Source organism: Streptomyces sp. NPDC005566 (assembly GCF_040605575.1).
Lineage (GTDB): Bacteria > Actinomycetota > Actinomycetes > Streptomycetales > Streptomycetaceae > Streptomyces.
Map to the genome: position 1 here is coordinate 220,886 of NZ_JBEXDB010000004.1, position 21,512 is coordinate 242,397.

Sequence of the window (21,512 nt, forward strand, 5' to 3'; positions counted from 1 at the left end):
ACAGGCATCTTTGCCCCATGCTGATCAGAGAAGCCACTGCGGAGGACTGGCCCGCCATCTGGCCGTTCTTCCACGAAATCGTCTCCGCAGGCGAGACGTTCACCTTCCCCCTGGACCTGGGGGAGAACGATGCCAGTGGGTGGTGGCTCCTGTCCGCACCGAGCCGCACGGTCGTCGCGGTCGACGGCGCCGGGACAGTCCTGGGCACGGCCAAGATGAACCGGAACCACATGGGCAACGGATCGCACATCGCCAGCGCCAGCTACATGGTCGACTCCCGGCGCTCCGGCCGCGGTGTGGGCCGGGCCCTGTGCGAGTACACCATTGAGTGGGCGCGGGAAGCGGGCTTCCGCGCCATGCAGTTCAACGCTGTGGTGGAGACCAACACCCACGCCGTACGGCTGTACCGCTCGCTCGGCTTCGAAGTACTGGGGACGCTTCCGGAAGGATTCAACCATCCCGCCGAGGGTTACGTCGGACTGCACATCATGTACAAGGCCCTCTGAAGCGCCCGCCGAGCCGCTCAGTCGCCGACACCGCTCAGTCGCCGACACCTGAGATCGTACGACCCGCGGGTCCGGCGTCCTCAACACCGCTCCTGGTCTCCGGAGCGACCACGGTGCCGGCCCAGGAGAGTGCCTTCCAGCCATCTTCGGGCGTGCCCTCGACCACCACGACTCCCGTGTTGTCGAGGGCACGGGCGGCGGCGAACTCCACCGAGACGTTCTGGGCCCGGGCCGCCGTCCACATCCTGATCGCCGCGCCATGGCTGATCAGAGCAACCGTGCCCGAGTGGGCGACCGTACCCGTGTGGGCCGGTCCGGCAGCCGAGGCGGCCTCCGCGACCACCGCGTCGAAGCGGGCCAGTGCCTCGGCGCCGCTCTCGCCCCCTGCCATACGCCTCGCCGTGTCGCCGGCGGACCAGGCGAATGCCGTTGTCAGATACTCCGCCACCGCCACCTGGTCGGCGCGCATCTCCAACGTCCCGGCGGACAGTTCGCGGATGCCGTCGCGGATGCGTACCTCCAGACCTCGTTCGGCAGCCAGGGGTGCCGCCGTCAGCTGCGTGCGCACAAGCGTTGACGCGTAGAGGGCCTGAATCTCCTCATCTGCCAGGGCGGCCGGCAGTTCGGCCGCCTGGCGCAGGCCCAGAGGGGTGAGCCCGGGTCCGGGGCGCGCGGTGTCCAGGAAGTGGCCGAGGTTGGACGGCGTCTGACCGTGACGGATCAACAGCAATCGCATAGAACGGGTCGGGCTCCAAGGCGGGCCGCATCGTGCGACAACAGATATATGTACTGGTCACTGTCTCATCGAGCCATCCCTGGCCGCACCCGCTCCGGACCCGGCGTGTCCGCCATGTCATAAGTCGCGGTGATGTGGCAACAGTTGGTGTGTCCGATGCTTCGTGGGGTGGGTGCACACCCGGGTGGCGGGGGCAGTACTGTGCGCCCCACCGCCAGTCCGGCGGGGAAACTCGTATGAAGGAAGAATCCATGACCATACCCAGGAGATCGTGGCGTGGCGCGGGAGCATTCGCGGCCGCTGCGGTTGTCGGCCTGGCCGGCGGAGTCATCTCCGCCGCCCCGGCCGCAGCTCACACCCCCACCTGGGTCGTGACCTGCTCCGACGTGAGCGTCGACCTGACCGCCTACTCGAGCGACGTGGCCAACGTCGTGACCGTCTCCGTGGTGGGCGGTAAGGAACTGCTCCCCGCGACGACGTTCGGTCGGGAGTTCCACACGAAGACGCCGCTCCAGCTGCCGCCGCACGACAAGGAGCTGACAGTCCGGCTCGTCGTCAAGGCCGGGGACAACGAGAAGTTCTCGCGCGACCTGACCAAGCAGGCCCCGGTGTGTGAGGACAGCACGCCGACGCCGACGCCGACCGAGACGAAGCCGACCGAGCCGCCGGCCACGCAGACCCCCGAGCCGAGCGAGACCGCAACGGAGGCCGCGCCCGCCCCGGCGAAGTCGAGCCCCAGCGCGCCCGACCTGGCCGAGACCGGTTCGTCGTCCGCGACGCCCGTCATCGGGGGAGCCGCGATCGCGGTTCTGCTCGCCGGTGGCGGCATCCTGTGGTCCGTCCGTAAGCGCCGTTCCGCGCAGCACTGACGTACTCCGGCAGTCCGGCCCGACGGGCCGGTACCGGCAGGCCGGGTGAGGGGCGTACCGCGTCGGAAGCGATGCGGTACGCCCCTCACCGCGTTCCTCGTGGCCGCGCCGGATCCGGGGGCTGCACTCGGATGCCGAACTCGGATCAGGGACGAGGTGCAGTCGAGGCGGCCGTCGGGGTGGTGTCGGAATCAGGGGAGGCCGGGCCCATCTCGCACCAGACGGCCTTGCCCTCTCCCCGGGGTTCGATGCCCCATCGTGTGGCGACCGCGTCCAGGAGCAGCAGGCCGCGTCCAGAAGTCGAGGTCTCTCCCGGAGTGCGACGCCGCGGCCAGACACTCGAACGGTCCTGGACCGACAGCCTGATGCGCCGGACAGGTTCCGGCAGGACCTCCAGCGTGAGAACGGCCCCGCCCTCCGTGTGCAGCAGCACATTCACCAGCAACTCCCCGGTGACCAGCTCCGCGTCGTCGGCCAGTGCGGCCATGTCCCAGTCCGTAAGCGCCTGGCGGACGATGGCGCGCGCATCCGACAGGCCCTCCGGGTCCGCCTGATGGATGTACTGATGGAGCCGAGGAGCGCGTGGTGACCCCAGGTCCGGGCTGCGTCGCAGCACCAGCAGCGCCACGTCGTCCCCCGAACCCCACCGTTCCCACAGCCGGTCCGACAGATGATCCGCCAGCGCCTCGGCGCCCGCCGGGCCGTTGCTGATCTCGTGAACCAGCGTGGCCACGCCCGAGTCGATATCGGCGCCGGGCTCCTCCACGAGTCCGTCGGTGTACAGGACGAGGGTCTCGCCCGGTACCAGGTCGAGCCGAGTCTCCGGGAATTCCTCGTCTTTGAAGGTCGTGGAGATCCCCAGGGGCAGACCACCGCGCACCTGAGGGCTGGCGACCCTGCCGTCGGTGTGCCGGATGAGCGGGCCGAAGTGCCCGGCACGCACCACACGCACGGTGCCCGTGGCGAGATCCACCTGTGCGTACGCGCACGTGGCGAAGCGGTCGGTGTCCAGTTCGGCCAGGAAGCGGGAGGCACGAGCCAGCACCGTCGCCGGCGGGTGCCCCTCGGCCGCGTACGCACGCAGGGCGATACGCAGCTGGCCCATGATCGCGGCAGCGTGGGTGTCGTGGCCCTGAACGTCACCCACCACGACGCCGAAGCGGTGGTTGGGCAGCGCGATCACGTCGTACCAGTCGCCGCCGACCTGCCGGCCGCTCCACGCCGCGTGGTACCGGACCGCGATCTCCCCGCCCTCGATGTCGTGGATCCGCCGCGGCAGCATGGCCGACTGGAGCCCGGTGGCGAACTCGCGCTCTTCGTCGAACAGCATGGCCCGCTGGAGCGACTGGGCGACGATGGCGGCCAGCCCGAGACAGAGAATGCGCTCGTCCGCGCTGAACACCGTGCGTTCCCGGTAGAAGAGAGCGAGCCCGCCGAGAGGTCGTGCCTGGGCGACCAGCGGAAGGTAGGCGGCGGCGCGGAACTTCAGCCGGCCCATGTGCGGCTCGAGCACCGGATAGCGCCGGATCAGGGAGTCGAGCGAGGTGATGAACCGGGGCTTTCCGCTGAGAATCGTGTCGCCCAGGGGAAGGTTCGCGTCGAGCTCCCCGGAGCCCAGTCCACCGAGTACCTCCACGGAGTCGCCGCTCAACGCGATGATGTTGAGCGCGGAGTTCTCCACCAGTCCGAGTGCCAGTCCGTCCGAGCCGAGCCCGGCCAGGCCGCCCGGGCCCGTGAGCGCTGCCGTGACGTCGTCGACGGTCACCGCACGTGACATCGCACTCGTTGTGCGTTCAACGATATTGGTCTGGCGCTGGCGGCGCTTTTCCAGATCCTGCACGAAGGCCGAATGGGTGACTTCCGCCGTCGCGTCCCGTACCACACCGATGACACGGTGTGCGCGGCCGTCCTCGGAACGCAGGATCCTGGCCTGGACGTGAGTCCACTGGCGGGTGCCGTCCGCCAGGGGCACCCGGAAGTGCACGCTGTAGGAACTGCTCCCGCTGGAGAGCGCCTCGTCGATGGTGACGTCCAGACGGGCTCGCTCCGACGGCTCCAGCCGCTCCACCACGGCCCCGGGCCGTGCGTCGAAAGTGTCAGGGTCCAAGCCGAAGACCATCAGCCCGGCTTCGTCGATGTCCAGGGTCCCGGCGTCCAGGTCCCATTCGAAGCTGCCGGTCCGGTTCATGGCGAGGCGTTCCGCCGTCCCCGTTTCGCTGCTACCGGTCCCGTCGGACCGGAGGGGAGGCGGAGCCTTGGAACCTGCTCGCCGTGGATCGTCGGTCATTCCTGCTCCGGAGGTCGTCCGGCGGGGCTGCTGGACGTCGCGGCCCGTAGGTCTCAATTGTCGAGCCCGTCGTGCGGGAGTGCCACAGCGGTTCGCCGGGGCACCCGCCTCCGGAGCGTCGAGGAGGCCGTCGCAGAATGGCAGGCAGAGATCTCCCACGACCGGTGGACGCACCGCCCATGCCTGACCGGAGCGCACATATGAATGACGACGAGCCTGTCCTGCTGCATACCGAGGGTCACAGCCTGCACATCACGCTCAACCGCCCCCGGGCCCTGAACGCGCTCACCCACACCATGGTGCGCAGCATCGACGAGGCGCTCACTCTCGCCGAGCAGGACGACGCCGTCACGGCCGTCGTGATCAGCGGAGCCGGCGAGCGCGGACTGTGCGCCGGCGGCGACATCCGGTCGATCTACGAGGACGCGCGAGCCGGACGCCGCGCTTCCGTGGACTTCTGGCGCGACGAGTACCGGCTCAACGCCCGTATCGCCCGTTTCCCCAAGCCCTACGTGGCGCTCATGGACGGCATCGTGATGGGCGGCGGGGTCGGGGTGTCCGCCCACGGTGACGTCCGTATCGTCACCGAGCGCTCCCGAGTGGCGATGCCCGAGACCGGGATCGGCTTCGTCCCCGACGTCGGCGGTACCTATCTGCTGGCCGCGGCACCCGGTGAGCTCGGCACCCACCTCGCGCTCACCGGGCAGGCCGTGGGCGCCGCCGACACACTCCTGTGCGGGCTCGCCGACCACTTCGTGCCCTCGGAGCGGCTGGCGGAGCTCACCGCGGCCCTTGCCCTCTGCACGACGGCCGCCGGAGTCACGCAGACGGTGGGGCGATACGTCACGACGGCACCCGAAGGGGAGCTCGCGACCCACCGCTCGTGGATCGACTCCTGCTACGCCGCCGACACCGTCGAAGAGATCATCGGCCGCCTCGTCGACAGTGGAGAGCCCGCAGCGAAGGAGACCGCCGGGACGCTCCTCTCCAAGTCGCCCACCGCGCTCAAGGTCACCCTTGCAGCCGTGCGCCGCGCCCGGCGTCTCGAAAGCCTGGAAGCGGCACTGGACCAGGAGTTCCGGGTCTCCTGCCGGGCCTTCGCCGGGCCCGATCTGGTGGAGGGCGTACGCGCCCAGATCATCGACAAGGACCGTCGTCCGACGTGGCACCCGGCCGAGCCGGGCGACGTCACCGACGCGGACGTCGCCCGCCACTTCGAGCCGCTCGGTGAACTCGAACTCGGGCTGGCCTCAGGCTGAACCGGCGTCACCTCCGAGCGGTACGAACGCCGCTCAGAGGTCGCCCGGCCCGGTGACCGCGCGGAAGGGAATGCCGAGAAGTCCGGCGGTCGCCTTGAAGTCCTTCGCGCGGTGACCCGTGCAGAGGGTCCAGTGGTGCCCGATGCCCGTCGAGGACCAGGCGTCCGTCCACTCACCTGGGTCGAAGCCGAAGTCGACACGGGACGTCGTGTTGCCGATCTTCAGCAACGGGCCCGGGACGACCTCGCCCTCGGAGACGACGAACACGAACGAGCCGTCCGCCTCCTGCCCGATCCCGAACGTGGTCACCGGGCCGTGCTTCACGTCGCACTCGACACTGACGCCCCAGCCGCGCTTCCCGTGGTAGACGCCGAGTCCCCGCAGCAGGGGGTCCTCGGCGCTGATCGCCAGATGGGCCGGGCCGTCGTGGCCCATCTCGACGACTCCGTCACGGAAGTTCAGGGCCTGCAGTTCGGTGAAGGACCCGCCGGCGCCGAGCGTGTCCGCTATCAGCATGGCGAGGCTGGTGCGGAGCTCGTACTCACCGGCGACCGGGACGCCGCGGGCGGTGAGAAGGGAAGCGCCGAGGATCATCCCGGCACCGAGCCGCTCGTGGATCTCACCGTCGAGGCCGCGATGGTAGTAGGCGAGGCTGTCGAGCGAGAAGTCCTCGACGAGACGGTCCAGTCCCACGGACACCCGGGCAGCCCAGTCGAGATCACCCTCGTCGACGGACTCGTCGAGGGTGAACACACGCCGGGCCAGCGCGACGCGCTCGGCAGCCTCCTCATCGGTCACTGCCGCGACCCGTACCCGCAGGTCATCGAACTCCAGCACCTCGACATGGCCGCCGAACCGGGAGGACACCAGCGTCATGTCCGTCGACACATCGAGCATCCCCGGATAGAGATGGCCCATCAGCCCGTGCCGGCCATGGCGCATCGCACCCCGTACACCTGCCGCGGAGATCCACCGGCGGATCCGGTTCCACGCGTTCTCGTCCCGCAGATGTCCGGAGACCGAGCGGAAAGCGATCCCGCTGCGGCGGAACACGTTGGCGACCTCGGGCAGCGGGCACTGACCGCAGTAGGCAAGCCACTTCCCCGTGTCGGTGTTCGAATGGTCCATCGCCTCGGTCGGCTGAAGATCGATGACCAGCACCGGCGTGTGGGTGCGCTGGGCGATCGGCAGCACCATCGAAGCGGTCAGATAGGTCGTCAGGAACGTGACGACGATGTCGCAGTCGGCCCTGCGGAGCTGCTCCGCCGCGTCGGCCGCCTCCTGGGGATCGGAGATGAAGCCGGCGTTGACCACCTCGCATCCCATGGCCTCGAACCGCTCGGTGACGTAGCGAGCCGAGTCCCGGAGCTGGTCCAGGAGACCAGGGAACTGCGGCCAGTAGGCGGCCAGCCCGCCGGAGACCAGGCCCACGCGGGTACGGCGGCGTGCGGTGCGGACGAGAGTGGCGTCGAGTGCTTCGTCAGCCATCGGTATTCCTTCCATCGTCTTCTGCGGAGCGGTCGGCGGCGGTCGGGGTACCCGCCGCACGCGTCGCATCCAGGCGGTCAGCGGCCCGGTCCCAGCCCGCCTGGTCCCCCTGCGGGCTGTAGTGGCGCAGTTCCTGGGTGCGCGCGACGAGCCGGCGCATATCGGTCAGGCTGCCCACCAGGCCGTGGGCCCGCGCCTGGAGCAGCACGTTGCCGAGCGCGGTCGCCTCGGCAGGACCCGCGGTGACCGGCAGACCGGTCGCGTCGGCGGTCCACTGGCACAGCAGTTCGTTGCGTGAACCACCCCCGACCAGATGGATGCGGGTCAGCTCACGGCCCGCCAGCCCGGCGGCCTGCCGCAGTGTTCGGCGATGCGCCAGAGCGAGACTCTCCAGCACACAGCGCACGTACCCGCCGGGGCCGTCCGGCGGCGCCTGCCCGGTCCGGATGAGAGCGGAGTCGATGCGCGAGGGCATGTCACCCGGGGCGAGGAACGCCGGATCGTCGGGATCGATCACCGCGGCGAACGGCCGGGCTCGGACCGCGTCCGCGAGGAGCTGCGGCAGGCTCGGGGACCGGCCGTCCCGCTCCCAGGTACGCCGGCACTCCTCCAGCAGCCACATGCCCATGATGTTGCGGAGATAGCGGACGGTGCCGTCGACCCCGCGCTCGTTGGTGAAGTTCGCGGCCCGCGACTCCTCCGTCAGAACCGGCGTGTCCAGTTCCAGACCGGCCAGCGACCAGGTACCGCACGACACGTACGCGAACCCGGGTTCGGTGGCCGGGACCGCGGCGACGGCCGACGCCGTGTCGTGCGAGGCGACCGTCGTCACGGGCGTGCCCGCGGGCAGACCGGTGAATTCGGTGACGTGCGGCAGCAGCGTCCCCGCCGGGTCACCCGGTTCGCGCAGCGCGGGGAACAGCGAACGCTCCAGCCCCAGTCGCCCGATCAGGGCATCGGACCAGCCCCCGGTACGGGCGTCGAACAGTCCGGTCGTCGACGCGTTGGTCACCTCCGCGCCCACCGTGCCGGTCAGCCAGTACACCAGCAGATCAGGCATGAGCAGTAGCGTCCGCGCCGCCTCCCACTGTGCGGTGGAACGATGGGCGGCGAGCTGGAAGACGGTGTTGAACGGCAGATGCTGCAATCCGCTCACGCCGTACAGCTCCTGTGCCCCGACCCGGGCCAGCACCTCGTCGGCAACCCGGACGTTACGGCTGTCCCGGTAGTGGAACGGCACTCCGAGCAGCGCCCCGTCGGAGTCCAGGAGACCGTAGTCCACGGCCCATGTGTCGATGCCGACAGAGGCGAAAGGCCCGCTGCGCGCCGCTTTCCGGAGTCCGTCCAGCATGCCCTGGTACAGGGCGAGCACGTCCCACAGAAGCCCGTCGGGCAGCCGGACCGGAGTGTTGGCGAAGCGGTGCGCCTCGGTCAGCACCAACGCGTCGGCACCGACCCGGCCGGTGATCACCCGGCCGCTGGTGGCACCGAGGTCGACCGCGGCGAACACCGGGTCGTGTCGTGAAGTCGCAGACATGGCAATCTCATCCGATCCGGGCGGGGCCGTGGCCCGCCCGCGTGCAGAGCAGACGGGGCGAGACACGGCTCATCGCGTGGTCAGCGCAGGAAGGCCGCCGCCACACCGGCGTCGACGGGAATGTGAAGGCCGGTGGTGTGGGTGAGATCCCCACCGGTCAGCGCGAAAACGGCGTTGGCGACGTGCTCGGGAAGAACTTCCCGCTTGAGGAGCGTGCGCTGGGCGTAGAACTCGCCGAGCTTCTCCTCCTCGATGCCGTACGTCGCCGCGCGCTGGGCGCCCCACCCCGCGGCGAAGATCCCGGAACCGCGCACCACCCCGTCGGGGTTGACGCCGTTGACCCGGATACCGTGCTCGCCGAGCTCGGCGGCCAGCAGTCGCACCTGGTGGGCCTGGTCGGCCTTGGTCGCCGAGTACGCGACGTTGTTCGGACCGGCGAACACGGCGTTCTTCGACGCGATGTAGATGATGTCGCCGCCGAGGTTCTGGGCTTGCATCGTGCGGGCGGCCTCGCGCGACACGAGGAAGGAACCGCGCGCCATGATGTCGTGCTGGAGGTCCCAGTCCCGCGCGGTGGTCTCCAGCAGCGGTTTGGAGATGGAGATCCCGGCGTTGTTCACGACCAGGTCCACGCCGCCGAAGGCGAGCACCGCCGACCTGAACGCCTCGGCGATCTGCTCCTCGCTGGTGACGTCGACCGTCACCGCGACGGCTCTGTCCGGCCCGCCGAGCTCGTCGGCGACCACCGCCGCGTTCTCGGCGTCGAGGTCGGCGACGACGACACAGGCACCCTCCGCGACCAGCCGGTGCGCGATGGCCTTGCCGATGCCGGACCCCGCGCCGGTGACCAGGGCGACCCGGGTGGCGAGCGCCTTCGGCGGCGGCATACGGCGGAGCTTGGCCTCCTCCAGTTCCCAGTACTCGATGCGGAACTTCTCGGACTCCTCGATCGGAGCGTAGGAGGAGACGGCCTCCGCACCCCGCATCACATTGATCGCGTTGAGGTAGAACTCTCCGGCGACCCGAGCGGTCTGCTTGTCCTTGCCGAAGGAGAACATGCCCACACCGGGCACCAGCACGATGGCCGGGTCCGCACCCCGCATCGCGGGGGACTCGGGTGTCGCGTGACGGTCGTAGTAGGCGCGGTACGCCCCCCGGTACTTCTCGTGGAGCATCTCGAGGCGGGCGACCGCCTCGTCGAGCGGGGCGTCGGCCGGCAGGTCGAGGACCAGCGGGCTGACTTTCGTACGGAGGAAGTGGTCCGGGCAGGACGTACCGAGTGCGGCGAGGCGCGGGTGCTCGGCGCGGGAGAGGAAGTCCAGCACCGGTTCCGCGTCGGTGAAGTGCCCCACCTGCGGACGGTCCGTGGACGCCAGACCGCGGATCACCGGAGCCAGCGCCGCGGCCCGCTCCCGGCGTGCCTCCCGCGCCAGTGCCCCCCGTCCGGGCAGTACGGGGCCGAACGGCTCCGCCCTGCCGTTGACTTGGAGGAACGTCTCAGCCGTGCGGATCATCCAGAGGGCGTTGCGCTCGCACTCCTCGGAGGTGCTGCCCCAGGCTGTGATTCCGTGGCCGCCCAGGACGACGCCGACCGCCTGAGGGTTGGCCTCCTTGACGGCCGCGATGTCGAGACCGAGCTGGAAACCGGGCCGGCGCCAGCCCACCCATGCGACCTTCTCCCCGAAACACTCCGCGGTGAGCTTCTCGCCGTCGGCCGCGCACGCCAGGGCGATACCCGAATCCGGATGCAGGTGGTCGACATGCGCGGCCTCGACCAGTGCGTGCATCGCGGTGTCGATGGACGGGACGGCGCCGCCCTTGCCGTGCAGGCAGTAGTCGAACGCCGAGACCATCTCGTCCTCGCGCTCCACCCCCGGGTACACGTCCTTGAGCGCGCGCACCCGGTCCAGCCGGAGCACGGCGAGGCCGGCCTCGGTGAGCGTGCCGAGGTCACCGCCCGAGCCCTTGACCCAGAGCAGCTCGGCCTCGCCGCCGGTGACCGGATCGGTCCCGGTCGCCTTGGCCGAGGTGTTGCCGCCGGCGTAGTTCGTGTTGCGGGGGTCGGAGCCGATCCGGTGGGCGCGCTCCAGGAGCGCGGCGACTTCGGCGTGCGTCGCGGACGTCATGAGGGTTCCTTCGGGGTGGTGGCGGGCGGGTTCCGGACGGTGCGCGGGACGAGAGGAGCGACGGGCTCAGGCGCCCCAGCCGGCCTGCTCGCCGCCGACCCTGTCGGCGGCGATGCGCCCCTGGTTGCCGGAGGCGAGGTAGGCGGCGAACGGGTCGCGGGCCAGGCCGAGCTCCTCGCGAACGTTCGCGAGCAGCGGTCGTACGTCGGTGTTGTACGCGTCCATCAGTGCGCCGTTGGCTGCGAGGACGTCGCCGGAGCGCTGCGCGGCGGCGAGTGCCTCGACATCGATGAGCAGCGCCTTCGCGGTCGCTTCCTGCACGTTGGTGACCGAGCGGATGACTGCCGGGATCTTGGCCTCGATGTTGTGGCACTGGTCGAGCATGAAGTTCACGTTCGTCTCGGGCTTCATACCGCCGTTCCGGACCACTTCGTACATGATCCGGAAGAGCTGGAACGGATCGGCGGCGCCCGCCATCAGGTCGTCGTCCGCGTAGAAGCGGGAGTTGAAGTCGAACGCGCCGAGCTTCCCCTCGCGCAGCAGGAACGCCACGATGAACTCGATGTTGGTGCCCGGCGCGTGGTGGCCGGTGTCCACGACGACCTGGGCCTTCGGGCCGAGCTTGAGGCAGTGGGCGTACGAGGTGCCCCAGTCGGGGACGTCGGTGGTGTAGAACGCGGGCTCGAAGAGCTTGTACTCCAGCAGCATCCGCTGGTCGTCGCCGAGCCGCTCGTAGACCTCGGCAAGCGCCTCGGCCAGTCGGTCCTGGCGGCCCGAGATGTCGTCCTGACCGGGGTAGTTGGTGCCGTCCGAGAACCACAGCTTGAGGTCGGGGGAACCGGTGGCGTCCATGATGTCGACGCATTCGAGCAGGTGGTCGGTGGCCTTGCGGCGGACCTTGGGGTCCGGGTGGGTGACCGAGCCCAGCTTGAAGTCGTCGTCCTGGAACACGTTGGAGTTGATGGCGCCGATCCGCAGCCCGAGCCCTTCGGCGTACCGGGTCAGTGCCGCGTAGTCCTCGACCCTGTCCCACGGAATGTGCAGCGACACCTTCGGGGCGACCCCGGTGAAGCTGTTCACCTGCGCCGCGTCCGCAAGCTTCTCGAACGGGTCGCGCGGGACTCCGGGCTGGGCGAAGACCTTGAAACGGGTCCCGGAGTTGCCGTAACCCCAGGACGGCGTCTCGATGACCTGAGACTTCAGGGCTGCCTTGACGGCCGACACATCGGACATGAACACCTCGTAATCAGAGTCATCCGGCGACCGGTCAGGATCGAGGATGTGAATCGTTTCATCCAGGACGTACGCTAGGTTCGGCCGATGCTGCCAGTCAAGCAGCTAGTCAAGTTTCTTGTTGATTGAATCAATTCACCGAAAGCGCTTGCTGTTCTTGCGTTTGACAGGTGACCAAAAGGTCACATATTTTGGATTCATGGACGCGGTGTTCAAAGCCCTGGCAGACCCGACGCGGCGCAGTCTGCTCGACGAGCTGTTCCGTGACGACGGGCAGACACTGAGTGCGCTGGAAGCCCGGTTCGAGATCACGCGGTTCGCCGTGATGAAGCACCTCAAGCTGCTCGAGGCGGCGGGTCTCGTCGTCACCAGGCGGCGAGGCCGGGAGAAGCTCCACTTCCTGAACCCGGTGCCCATCCGGCTCGTCCACGACCGGTGGGTGAGCAAGTATGCGGAGCCCTGGGCCGCAGGGCTCAGCGGCCTCAAGAGCCGACTGGAGAGTCCCATGGAGAAGATCTTCGAGATTTACATCCGCACCACTCCCGAGCGCCTCTGGGAAGCCATCACGGACCCCGACATCAGGAGCAAGTACAACTTCGGTGCCCGTGTCACCTCGGACTGGACGCCGGGATCGCGTTTCGAGATGGGTGCCCCGGGCGCCCCCGGCCCCCTCGGCGAGGGGCAGAACCTCGAGGTGGACCCGCCACGCAAGTTGGTCCAGAGCATGGTGGCGCTCTGGAGTGAAGAGGTGAAGAACGAGGGGCCGACCCGCGTCACGTGGGAGATCGAGCCCGTCGGTGACTCCTGCCGGCTGACCGTCACCCATGACGAGCTGCGCGACGGCGCCAACGACGAGCTCTACGGCGGTTGGCCGATGATCCTCTCCGGCCTGAAGACCTGGCTCGAGACGGGTGAGCTGCTCACCACGCCGGGCTCCCTCATGTACACGGGCAACAGCTAGGGGAACACCCCGCCGAAACCGCCGCACGACGGATGCCGCGCTCCCTGCCGGGGAGCGCGACATCCACCGTGAGAGCCCCCAGTGGTCAGCGGCCGGACGAACCGGTCAGACTCGGCTGAAGCGCCCGCACGAGAGCGAAGAGCCTGTCCTCGTTGCCCGAGAGGCCCGCGCTCCGCAGCGCCTCGTCGGCCTCCTCGATCGGGGAGGCGAGCAGCGGCATGTACAGCGGGGCGTCAGCCGGGTCCGCGAGCGCGGCGCGGGTGGCCGCAAGTAACCGGACGTACGCCTGGGCCGCGGCGATCTCGTCATTGCGCATCTCAGCATCTCCTGGTCAGAGGTGTCGGACCGTCAAGCATCCCCCATGGGTCTGACAATGCTCGCCCGAGCCCTGGGGCGATCAGGATCGGACGTCCGGCGTGCGAGGGCCTGAGGCCGGTGGTTCGACCTCCAGGAAACGCCGCCGGCGCGGACCGCGGTACGACAGAGCTGTCCAGCCCAGGCGCGACAGCACGGTGACGCACCCGGCCAGAGCGCGCTCCTCCTCATGGGCGGCACCGCTGCCGGGCGGGCCCACCCACTCCACTCGTACGGAGCCGGGGGACTCGCCCTCGCACACTCGGTACCCCGTGGACGTGCGCTCCCCGGACGATCCGATCGCCGAGGCGGCTACGTCCGCGGCCTCCAGAGCCAGTGCCACGGCCCGGACCGGCCGGTGCAGCTCCCACTGGGCGGGTACTCGCTCGGGATCCGTGCGGCCCGTATTGGTCAGCCGCCGGATCTGCAGCATCCCTTCGAACGCGGTGCGCACCACGCCCGCACGCTCGCTGACAGGTACGGACAGCGGCGGCAGGTCCCCGGTGAGAGGCTCGAACGCGGCTTCCCGCGAGGCGCCCATATATATCCCCTTCGCCGGTGCGGTGGAGCGCACCGCGGTGCACAGCAGTGCTCCACGGTGCTCTGCGGCCAAGTGTGCGTCGCCCCACTGACAACCGCGGCCGGGCCGGGAGTTGTCAGGCATCGGTAGGCTCGGCATACCCGCCTGCTCCCCCCGGAGGAATCACGTACCGTGCCCGACCATGAGTCAACCGGCGTTCCGGCCACCGAGCGGGAGGACCTGCGCGCCGACTGTGCGAACTGCTTCGGTCTCTGCTGCGTCGCGCTGACGCTGACAGCGTCAGCGGACTTCGCGATCAACAAGGACGCCGGGGAGCCCTGTCGCAATCTGCAGGACGACTTCCGCTGCGGCATCCACACGCAACTGCGGCCCAAGGGGTTCTCCGGATGCACGGTGTACGACTGCTTCGGCGCCGGGCAGAAAGTCTCCCAGGAAACCTATGAGGGCCGGGACTGGCGTGCCTCTCCGGACACCGCCCAGCAGATGTTCCAGGTCTTCCCCGTGATGCGCCGGCTCCACGAACTGCTCTGGTACCTCACCGAGGCCCTCGCACTGCCTGCCGCCGGGCCCCTGCACACGGAACTCCGCAGCGCCCTCGACGGCACGGAGCGCCTCACCCGCGGCCCGGCCGAAGTCCTCTCGGAACTCGACGTGTCGGCACACCGCGACGAGGTCGCGTCGTTGCTGCTGCGCACCAGCGAGCTCGTACGGGCCGTTGTTCCCCGGCGCAAGAAGCGCAACCACCGAGGTGCCGACCTCATCGGATCCCGCATGCGGGGCGCCGATCTGAGGGGTGCGGACCTGCGGGGGGCCTACCTCATCGCCGCAGACCTGCGTGGGGCCGACCTGCGGCTCGCCGACCTGATCGGCGCGGATTTCCGAGACGCCGAACTGTCGGGCGCGGACCTCACCGGAGCCCTGTTCCTCACCCAGGCCCAGCTCAACGCGGCGAAGGGCGACATTGCCACACGGCTTCCGCCGTCCCTGACGCGTCCAGCGCATTGGTCCGGCCCGGGCACGGCGTAGGGCTGAACACCCTGGTGATCGCCGTCCCGCCCGGGTTCACGCGGGGTGCGGGCCGTCTTCCCCGTGTGCGGCGGCAGCCGCACCGTCCTGCTCCAGCGCAGTCTTCAGCCGTTCCAGCGTGGTGTGGATGTTGCCGCGCTGGAACTCCGCGAACGTCTGCCCGCGTGTGGCGATCCGGTCGAACGTGTTGGCCAGCAGATCGGGCCATGACCGCCGGTCGTCCGTCCAAATCTCCGTGACCCGGGTGGAGCCCTCGACCGCCTCGAAGCGGTACTCCCACGTGGCGATCGGCCCGCGCAGCCGTGGCCGCCTGGCCCCGATGGCGTGGACGCGGAACGCGAACCGCTCGCCCTCATCGGCGGCTGTGACCGTGCACTTCGTCGTCCAGCGGAAGGCTCCGCGCTTGTTGCGACCCTCGAAGACCATGCCGACGTGGGCGCCCCGGTGTTCCCCGAGCACCGTCGCGCCCCTGTTCTCCGGGCTCCAGCGCCCCATCGCTGTGGGGTCGCTGAGCTGTTCGTACACGGCCGAGGGGGCCGCGTGGATCACGATGCTGTCCGACACGGACATGGTGCGGGGCATGGGGGACTCCTTGTCCACGGCCGTCCTGGGAAACCTTCCGCAGGCCGGGCGGATCGCGGGCGAGCGGATGGCGTTGGTCGTTCGTCGAACAGTGTGGACTACACGCGGAACCGACCGGGACACCGGACCCGATGTGACTCGTAGCGGTAGTTGTCACTTCGCAGCGGTATCCGCCACGGGCCGTCGGGAGTCGCCAATTCATACGGTGTGACTCTGCGGGCCCAACTGTCGCGTCAGCATGGAATCCGTTGTCCAGGACGGGCTATGACCTCAAATGATCAGCCAGGACACGGTAGTGGAACCTGGCCAGGCGCAGGAGAACTACCGGAGACGGGTCGCAGTCCGGACGAGGTCGGATACGGCTCTGGAGCGACTGTGCGGCGGCCAGGCGATCACGGTGGTGACTTTCGGCGCGTCCAGTACGGGCACGGCGGCGAGGTCGCCGTGCAGTTGAGCTCGGCACGACTCCGGTGAGACGGCGCAAGCACGGCCGAGCGCGACGAGCTGCAACAACTGCGCGTGGTCGCGCACCTGCGGGCCGGGGCCGGGCGGATAGGTGCCGTCGGGGTCGGGCCAGCGTGGCAGGGGGAGGCCGGGCAGCCCGGTGATATCGGCCATGTGCACATGGGTCTGGCCGGTGAGCGGATGCCCGGCCGGCAGGATCACAACCTGGCCCTCCGTGCTGAGTTCTTCGGTGTCGACCCCGGCCGTCGAGTCGAACGGCCGGTGCAGTAGCGCCACGTCGGCCCGGCCCTCGCGCAGATGTCGTCCCTGCTCGGCCGGGCCGCAAAGAATGACCTCGACGGGGACCGCGCCGGGTTCGGCGGCGTACGCGTCCAGCAGGGTCGCCAGCAGTTCGCGGGACGCGCTGGCCTTCGTGACCAGGACCAGGCCAGGACGGCCGTTCGGGGGAAGGGCGGCGCGGCGGGTCCGGCGCTCGGCCGCTTCGACCGCGTCGAGGGCTGCCTGGCCCTCGGCCAGCAGCACCGAGCCGGCTTCGGTCAGCGTGACGGTGCGGCTGGTCCGATCCAGCAGCGCTGCCCCGAGTCGGCGTTCGAGCTGCTGGATCGCCCGTGACAGAGGCGGCTGTGCGATCCCGAGCCGCTGCGCGGCGCGCCCGAAGTGCAACTCTTCGGCGACAGCGACGAAATAGCGCAGTTCCCTGGTCTCCATCCGGCCAGGATACTCCGGATCAATACCTGGAAGGTATCGTTGCCCACCCAATCGGTCTTGGACCCCCGCCGGGGTCCGAGAGCAGCATGGTCCCCATGAGCGAACGAACGACTGCGCTGGTCACCGGCGCAAACAAGGGAATCGGCTACGAGATCGCCGCAGGCCTGGGAGCCCTCGGCTGGAGCGTCGGGGTCGGCGCCCGCGACGATCAGCGTCGCAAGGCCGCGGTGGAGAGACTGTGCGCGGCCGGCGTCGACGCGTTCGGCGTACCGCTGGACGTGACCGACGACGCGAGCGCGACTGCCGCCGCACGGCTGATCGAGGAACAGACCGGGCGCCTCGACGTGCTCGTCAACAACGCCGCCATCACAGGCGGCATGCCCCAGGAACCCACCCGAGTCGACACCGCCACCATCCGCACGGTCGTGGAGACCAACGTCATCGGCGTCATCCGCGTCACCAACGCGATGATGCCGCTGCTGCGCCGTTCTGCCTCACCGCGGATCGTGAACATGTCCAGCAGTGTCGGCTCCCTCACCCGGCAGTCAGGGACCGCTGGTGAGCTGACCAGCGGTCCGGTGGCCGTGGCGTACTCGCCGTCCAAGACGTTCCTGAATGCCGTCACCCTCCAGTACGCCCGGGAGCTGAGCGGCACGAACATCCTGATCAACGCAGGCTGCCCCGGCTACGTCGCGACCGAACTCAACGGCTTCCGGGGCGTGCGCACCCCCGACCAGGGCGCGGCCATCGCCATCAAACTCGCGACCCTGCCCGACGACGGCCCGACGGGCCAGTTCTTCGAGGACGCCGGCGTAGTGCCCTGGTGATGTGCACGGGTTCTCCTGGTCGAAAACCGATCTACCAGGGGCTTCATCCGTCCGCCAGGCCAATTGGCCATCCAACAGGAGAGATTGACAACAGCTCACCGTACGGCTGGCCGCCGCCCCGGCCCGCCCCGGCCCGCCCCGGCCGGTGAAACTACGTACTCGACTACGTAGTTCTACTGGCGCCTCGGGAAGGCAGAGTTGGGAGACTCACCCCATGAGTTTCCTGACCGAGCCGTGGTGTCACGCCAGGGAGCTTGCTGACTCCTACTGGGCAACCGTCCAACGGGCAGCGAACGCTGTCTGGTCAATAGAGCCCGCCTGAACATGGGAGAGTCCTCCATTGGTTTCCAAGATTCGTGTCCTTCTGGGCATGCTCGTGCTCCTGGCGCTGGCCCTCGGGGCCATCGGCCTGCTCGCGGTCATGAAGGCCGATGCCATCTGGTTCACGATCATTCCTCTCGGCATCCTCGTTATCGGCGCGTCCGTCGTCCAGTCGCTCGGATGGTTCAACAAAAAGGACGGGTGACTGGACCGGCGGCTCGCGGGGCACCCAGCTTCTGACAGCGAGTCTGAGACTCTCCTGCCCAACTGATGAGCTGGTGGTGGACGGCGCGCTACCGGTCCTCGAAGACGATGGTCGCCGAACACGCTGTCTCCTCCGTCTCCTCCTGAGCCGCATCTTCACGTGGGTCGCCGTCCGGTGCAGGTCGTGGTCTCCGGCTCGAGATTTCGCGACTTCCGGCCCCGGTGGCGCCGCCTTGCGGACGGCTTCGTGGGGGTCTCTGCGCGCTAGGGTGTCGCGGTGACGTGGACCGAGCGTGTGGTTGAACGGGAAGGCGTGCGGCTCGCATGCCGGGACTGGGGCGGGGACGGGCCAGGGATGGTGCTGTTGCACGGGCTGGCCGGCCATGCCGGCGAGTGGGATGCGCTGGCAGGCCGCCTGAGCTCGGCGTACCGGGTGGTCGCAGTCGACCAACGCGGTCAAGGCGCCAGCGACCGATTCCCTGCTGACGTCTCCAGGGATGCCTTCGTCGAAGACGTCGTCGCCGTGGCAGAGCAACTGGGCTTGGAACGCGTTGTCCTCGTCGGACAGTCGATGGGCGGACACGCGGCTATCCTGGCCGCCGCGAGGCATCCTGAACTGGTCCGCGCGCTGGTGGCCATCGAGGCCGACGTGGCCGGTCCCGACCCCGAATGGCCGATTCATATCCGCCGGTGGTTCGACTCGTGGCCCGCATCCTTTCCCTCGCGCGATGCTGCGGTCCCGTTTTTCGGTGGCGGAGCGATCGGCAGGGGCTGGGCGGACGGTCTGGAGGAACGCGGTGGGCAATGGTGGCCCCGCTTCGACCGGGACGTGATGGTCCAGTCCGTGGCGGACGCTGCCCAGCACTCCTTTGCGCACGAGTGGGAGCGTGTCACCTGCCCCACTCTGCTCATGCTGGCGCAGTCGAGCTTCATCTCGACCGCACGGGTCGACGAACTGATGCGCCGCCGCGTCCCGACCGTGTCCGTCAGCGTCCGTGAGACCCGTCATGACCTGCACCTGGAGAAACCCGACATCGTGTACGGCCTGGTCTCCCAATTTCTCGCCGGTCTGTCTGCGTAAGGACGCGCCGGGACCTTCGCCGGTGTGGCTGCGCTCAGCCGGCCCGCCTGCTGGATCGAGCTCGGCACCGCCAACTCCGTACCAGCATGCTCAGCACCAAGTGCACTTTGGAGGAGATGACTTGACTTCGAGTGCGCTCAAAATGGTGGAATCCCCGGCATGCCCGCACGGGACGCGGCAAGGACGACGAGGGGGAGCCGACCATGAGTGGATCACCGGTCACGCTGATCACTGGAGGCGGCAGCGGAATCGGCGCCGCGACAGCCCGCCGGCTGCTGGGCCGGGGCCACCGGGTGGCCGTCACCGGGCGCAGCGAGGACCGGCTCAGTCCCTTCGCCGAGGAACTCGGCAAGCCCGACGCGCTGTTGACGCTCACCGGCGACGCGGCCGACCACGAAGCGGTCCAGTCCGCCGTCGATGGGACGGTCCACCAGTACGGAAGGCTGGACGCCGTCGTCGCCAATGCGGGATTCGCCACCCACGACACCCTGGCGGACGGCGACCCCGAGGCCTGGCGGGAGATGGTCCTCACGAACGTCCTGGGACCGGCCCTGCTGATCAGGGCGGCGCTCCCGGCACTGAAGGAGACGCGGGGGCGCATCGTTCTGGTCGGCAGCGTCGCAGGCTTCGTCCACACCCCGGGAAACATCTACGGGGCGACCAAGTGGGCGGTCACCGGGTTGGCGGAGAACACCCGGCGCATGGTCACGGGCGACGGTGTGGGCGTGACCCTGGTCGCGCCGGGCCGCGTGGAGACCCCGTTCTGGGACGGCCTCGGCAGCCTGCCCGAGGGGCATCTGCTGACGGCCGACCAGATCGCAGATTCCATCGTGTGGGCCATGAGCCGACCCGAGGGTGTCGACGTCAACAACGTCATCATCCGGCCGATCGGCCAGCCCGTCTGACGACAACCCCGTGCCGTGACCCCGAACAGGGAGCGCGGCACGGGACCGGGGGCGAAGGCTCAGGCGCGCCACTCCGCGGTACGTTCCGACGACGCGTCCGCCAGTGCCTTCAGGATGGCGTCCGCGTCGCCCCGGTTCCCGTAGACGGGTGTCCCCGGCTGCTGGCGCCACGACTCGTCCAGACCGCCGGTGTCCACGGTGTCGAAGCCCAGCTCGGAGATGAGCTCCCGTACCGCCTGCTTGGCGGCCGGGTCGTCACCGGAGACCGGGAGCGCCTGGCGGCCGGGGGTCCCCTGGGGGAGTCCCCTGTCGAGGATGTCCTGGGCGTACGTGCCGTTGAAGGCCTTGATCACCGGGTGGCCGATCTGCTGTTCGGTCCACCGGCTCTCCGGCAGGCCGTCCTCGATGGCGGCGATCCGTCCGTCACGCTGCGGGTAGTAGTTGCCGGTGTCGATGACAGCGGCGCCGGGTGCGGCCCCGTCGATGAGCCCGGCGGGCAGGTCCGGGACTCTGCCGAGAGGGACGGTCACCACGACGATCTGGGCGTCGCGAGCCGCCTGCGCCGCTGTGACCGCGGTGGCACCCGTCTCGTCGACGAGTGCCTGGAGCGTGTGGGGTCCGCGCGAGTTCGCGACGGACACGTCGTGTCCGAGCTCGGTAAGACGCCGCGTCAGGTTGCCGCCGATGTTGCCAGCCCCGATGATGCCGATCTTCATGGATCCGACCTTCCGATGCCTGCTGCTTTGGGTGAGAACGTCTCGCGGGACCACCAACCCCGTTCGGGCGGCGACTATTCCGACCGCACCGAATCGGTTCTGCGGGCCGGCGGGCGGATGGAACCCGTACACGCGGGCACGCATGGGAGGAGAACCGGAACCGCAATGCCCCATGTGGAGGTGACGCCTGTGCTGCACGGCGTCGATGTCAGTTCCCACCAGACGTCCTTCGACACGGACGGTCTGGACTTCGTCTTCATAAAGGCGACCGAAGGACGTTCGTACATCAATCCGCGCCTCGCCGGCCAGACGGCACGCGCCAGGGGAGCCGGGTGCGTGGTCGGCTTCTATCACTTCCTGTGGCCGGGAAACGTCAAGGAACAGGCGGCGTACTTCGTCGCCGGTGCGCCTGAGAAAGCCGGTGACCTACTGGCCGTCGACTGGGAGACGACCGGCGAGGGTACGCGTGCGAGCAACGGGGAAAAGGACCGCTTCATCCGTGAGGTGAAGCGCCTGCGGCCCGACCACCGTGTCCTGCTGTACTGCAATCGCTCCTTCTGGCTGAATCACGACACGACCTCGTACGCGGGCGACGGTCTCTGGATCGCCGACTACGTCACGGCGGGAAAGCCCCGGATCGAAGCGTCCTGGCGCATTCATCAGTACACCGACCGGCCGCTGGACAAGAACGTGGCCGACTTCTCCTCGCGCGCGGCGTTGCAGGCTTGGGCCCAGGGCTGAGCACCCTCCGTTCGCGGGACCCTCCGGGGGGAGGTACCT

The 21,512-nt window shown here is 69.2% G+C and carries 21 protein-coding genes; 10 read left to right on the top strand and 11 right to left on the bottom strand.

The genetic code is table 11. The features are described 5' to 3' along the window. Nucleotides 1–17 precede the first annotated feature (17 nt). On the top strand, nucleotides 18–506 hold the full coding sequence (locus ABZS61_RS08265; RefSeq protein ID WP_356417345.1) for a GNAT family N-acetyltransferase: 489 nt from the start codon (nucleotides 18–20) through the stop codon (nucleotides 504–506). A 34-nt stretch (nucleotides 507–540) separates the two neighbouring features. Here the strand turns inward: ABZS61_RS08265 and ABZS61_RS08270 are convergent, their stop codons facing one another. Next, on the bottom strand, nucleotides 541–1,242 hold the full coding sequence (locus tag ABZS61_RS08270; RefSeq protein ID WP_356417346.1) for a histidine phosphatase family protein: 702 nt from the start codon (nucleotides 1,240–1,242) through the stop codon (nucleotides 541–543). Nucleotides 1,243–1,493: 251 nt separating this feature from the next. Between ABZS61_RS08270 and ABZS61_RS08275 the strand changes: the two genes are divergently transcribed. Continuing rightward, nucleotides 1,494–2,111, top strand: a complete 618-nt coding sequence (locus ABZS61_RS08275) for an LAETG motif-containing sortase-dependent surface protein (RefSeq protein ID WP_356417347.1) — start codon at nucleotides 1,494–1,496, stop codon at nucleotides 2,109–2,111. A 145-nt stretch (nucleotides 2,112–2,256) separates the two neighbouring features. Here ABZS61_RS08275 and ABZS61_RS08280 read toward each other — a convergent pair whose 3' ends face one another. Next, entirely contained in the window at nucleotides 2,257–4,398 is a 2,142-nt protein-coding gene (locus ABZS61_RS08280; protein WP_356417348.1) for a SpoIIE family protein phosphatase, read from the bottom strand. Between the two features lie 200 nt (nucleotides 4,399–4,598). Between ABZS61_RS08280 and ABZS61_RS08285 the strand changes: the two genes are divergently transcribed. Then, complete coding sequence (locus tag ABZS61_RS08285) at nucleotides 4,599–5,657, top strand: enoyl-CoA hydratase/isomerase family protein (protein ID WP_356417349.1); 1,059 nt, start codon at nucleotides 4,599–4,601, stop codon at nucleotides 5,655–5,657. Between the two features lie 33 nt (nucleotides 5,658–5,690). Here ABZS61_RS08285 and ABZS61_RS08290 read toward each other — a convergent pair whose 3' ends face one another. The 4 genes from ABZS61_RS08290 to rhaI all read right to left on the bottom strand — a co-directional run bounded on the left by ABZS61_RS08290 (nucleotide 5,691) and on the right by rhaI (nucleotide 12,041). After that, nucleotides 5,691–7,145: an L-fucose/L-arabinose isomerase family protein gene (locus ABZS61_RS08290; protein ID WP_356417350.1), complete on the bottom strand. Its 1,455-nt coding sequence runs from the start codon at nucleotides 7,143–7,145 to the stop codon at nucleotides 5,691–5,693. Beyond that, nucleotides 7,138–8,682 (bottom strand): rhamnulokinase family protein, encoded by a 1,545-nt coding sequence (locus ABZS61_RS08295; RefSeq protein WP_356417351.1) that lies wholly within the window; start codon nucleotides 8,680–8,682, stop codon nucleotides 7,138–7,140. The genes ABZS61_RS08290 and ABZS61_RS08295 overlap by 8 nt, the downstream gene beginning before the upstream one ends. 80 nt (nucleotides 8,683–8,762) lie before the next feature. Then, the gene (locus ABZS61_RS08300; RefSeq protein ID WP_356417352.1) at nucleotides 8,763–10,808 is read right to left on the bottom strand and encodes a bifunctional aldolase/short-chain dehydrogenase; all 2,046 of its coding nucleotides are present in this window, start codon (nucleotides 10,806–10,808) and stop codon (nucleotides 8,763–8,765) included. Between the two features lie 66 nt (nucleotides 10,809–10,874). Continuing rightward, complete coding sequence (rhaI, locus tag ABZS61_RS08305; protein ID WP_356417353.1) at nucleotides 10,875–12,041, bottom strand: L-rhamnose isomerase; 1,167 nt, start codon at nucleotides 12,039–12,041, stop codon at nucleotides 10,875–10,877. Between the two features lie 199 nt (nucleotides 12,042–12,240). On the opposite strand from rhaI, the gene ABZS61_RS08310 reads away from it, so the two are divergent. After that, the gene (locus ABZS61_RS08310; RefSeq protein WP_356417354.1) at nucleotides 12,241–13,002 is read left to right on the top strand and encodes a metalloregulator ArsR/SmtB family transcription factor; all 762 of its coding nucleotides are present in this window, start codon (nucleotides 12,241–12,243) and stop codon (nucleotides 13,000–13,002) included. An 85-nt stretch (nucleotides 13,003–13,087) separates the two neighbouring features. On the opposite strand, the gene ABZS61_RS08315 is transcribed toward ABZS61_RS08310, so the two are convergent. After that, nucleotides 13,088–13,318: a hypothetical protein gene (locus ABZS61_RS08315; protein WP_329204330.1), complete on the bottom strand. Its 231-nt coding sequence runs from the start codon at nucleotides 13,316–13,318 to the stop codon at nucleotides 13,088–13,090. 81 nt (nucleotides 13,319–13,399) lie between these two features. After that, a complete protein-coding gene (locus tag ABZS61_RS08320; protein ID WP_356417526.1) occupies nucleotides 13,400–13,897 on the bottom strand; it encodes a hypothetical protein in 498 nt (165 codons plus the stop codon). Between the two features lie 171 nt (nucleotides 13,898–14,068). On the opposite strand from ABZS61_RS08320, the gene ABZS61_RS08325 reads away from it, so the two are divergent. Next, complete coding sequence (locus ABZS61_RS08325) at nucleotides 14,069–14,923, top strand: pentapeptide repeat-containing protein (protein WP_356417355.1); 855 nt, start codon at nucleotides 14,069–14,071, stop codon at nucleotides 14,921–14,923. Nucleotides 14,924–14,959: 36 nt separating this feature from the next. Here the strand turns inward: ABZS61_RS08325 and ABZS61_RS08330 are convergent, their stop codons facing one another. Next, a complete protein-coding gene (locus ABZS61_RS08330) occupies nucleotides 14,960–15,505 on the bottom strand; it encodes an SRPBCC family protein (protein ID WP_356417356.1) in 546 nt (181 codons plus the stop codon). 321 nt (nucleotides 15,506–15,826) lie between these two features. Then, nucleotides 15,827–16,678 (bottom strand): LysR family transcriptional regulator, encoded by an 852-nt coding sequence (locus tag ABZS61_RS08335; RefSeq protein WP_356417357.1) that lies wholly within the window; start codon nucleotides 16,676–16,678, stop codon nucleotides 15,827–15,829. Between the two features lie 95 nt (nucleotides 16,679–16,773). Here ABZS61_RS08335 and ABZS61_RS08340 point away from each other — a divergent pair, with 95 nt between their 5' ends. From ABZS61_RS08340 to ABZS61_RS08355, 4 genes are all read left to right on the top strand, one after another. After that, on the top strand, nucleotides 16,774–17,505 hold the full coding sequence (locus ABZS61_RS08340; protein WP_356417358.1) for an SDR family NAD(P)-dependent oxidoreductase: 732 nt from the start codon (nucleotides 16,774–16,776) through the stop codon (nucleotides 17,503–17,505). Nucleotides 17,506–17,845: 340 nt separating this feature from the next. Next, nucleotides 17,846–18,031: a hypothetical protein gene (locus tag ABZS61_RS08345; RefSeq protein WP_356417359.1), complete on the top strand. Its 186-nt coding sequence runs from the start codon at nucleotides 17,846–17,848 to the stop codon at nucleotides 18,029–18,031. A gap of 276 nt (nucleotides 18,032–18,307) precedes the next feature. After that, on the top strand, nucleotides 18,308–19,111 hold the full coding sequence (locus ABZS61_RS08350; RefSeq protein WP_356417360.1) for an alpha/beta hydrolase: 804 nt from the start codon (nucleotides 18,308–18,310) through the stop codon (nucleotides 19,109–19,111). A gap of 203 nt (nucleotides 19,112–19,314) precedes the next feature. Beyond that, nucleotides 19,315–20,016: an SDR family oxidoreductase gene (locus tag ABZS61_RS08355; RefSeq protein ID WP_356417361.1), complete on the top strand. Its 702-nt coding sequence runs from the start codon at nucleotides 19,315–19,317 to the stop codon at nucleotides 20,014–20,016. A gap of 59 nt (nucleotides 20,017–20,075) precedes the next feature. Here the strand turns inward: ABZS61_RS08355 and ABZS61_RS08360 are convergent, their stop codons facing one another. Continuing rightward, the gene (locus tag ABZS61_RS08360) at nucleotides 20,076–20,906 is read right to left on the bottom strand and encodes an NAD(P)-binding domain-containing protein (RefSeq protein ID WP_356417362.1); all 831 of its coding nucleotides are present in this window, start codon (nucleotides 20,904–20,906) and stop codon (nucleotides 20,076–20,078) included. Nucleotides 20,907–20,921: 15 nt separating this feature from the next. On the opposite strand from ABZS61_RS08360, the gene ABZS61_RS08365 reads away from it, so the two are divergent. Beyond that, nucleotides 20,922–21,473, top strand: a complete 552-nt coding sequence (locus tag ABZS61_RS08365; RefSeq protein ID WP_356417527.1) for a glycoside hydrolase family 25 protein — start codon at nucleotides 20,922–20,924, stop codon at nucleotides 21,471–21,473. The last annotated feature ends 39 nt before the right edge of the window (nucleotides 21,474–21,512 follow it).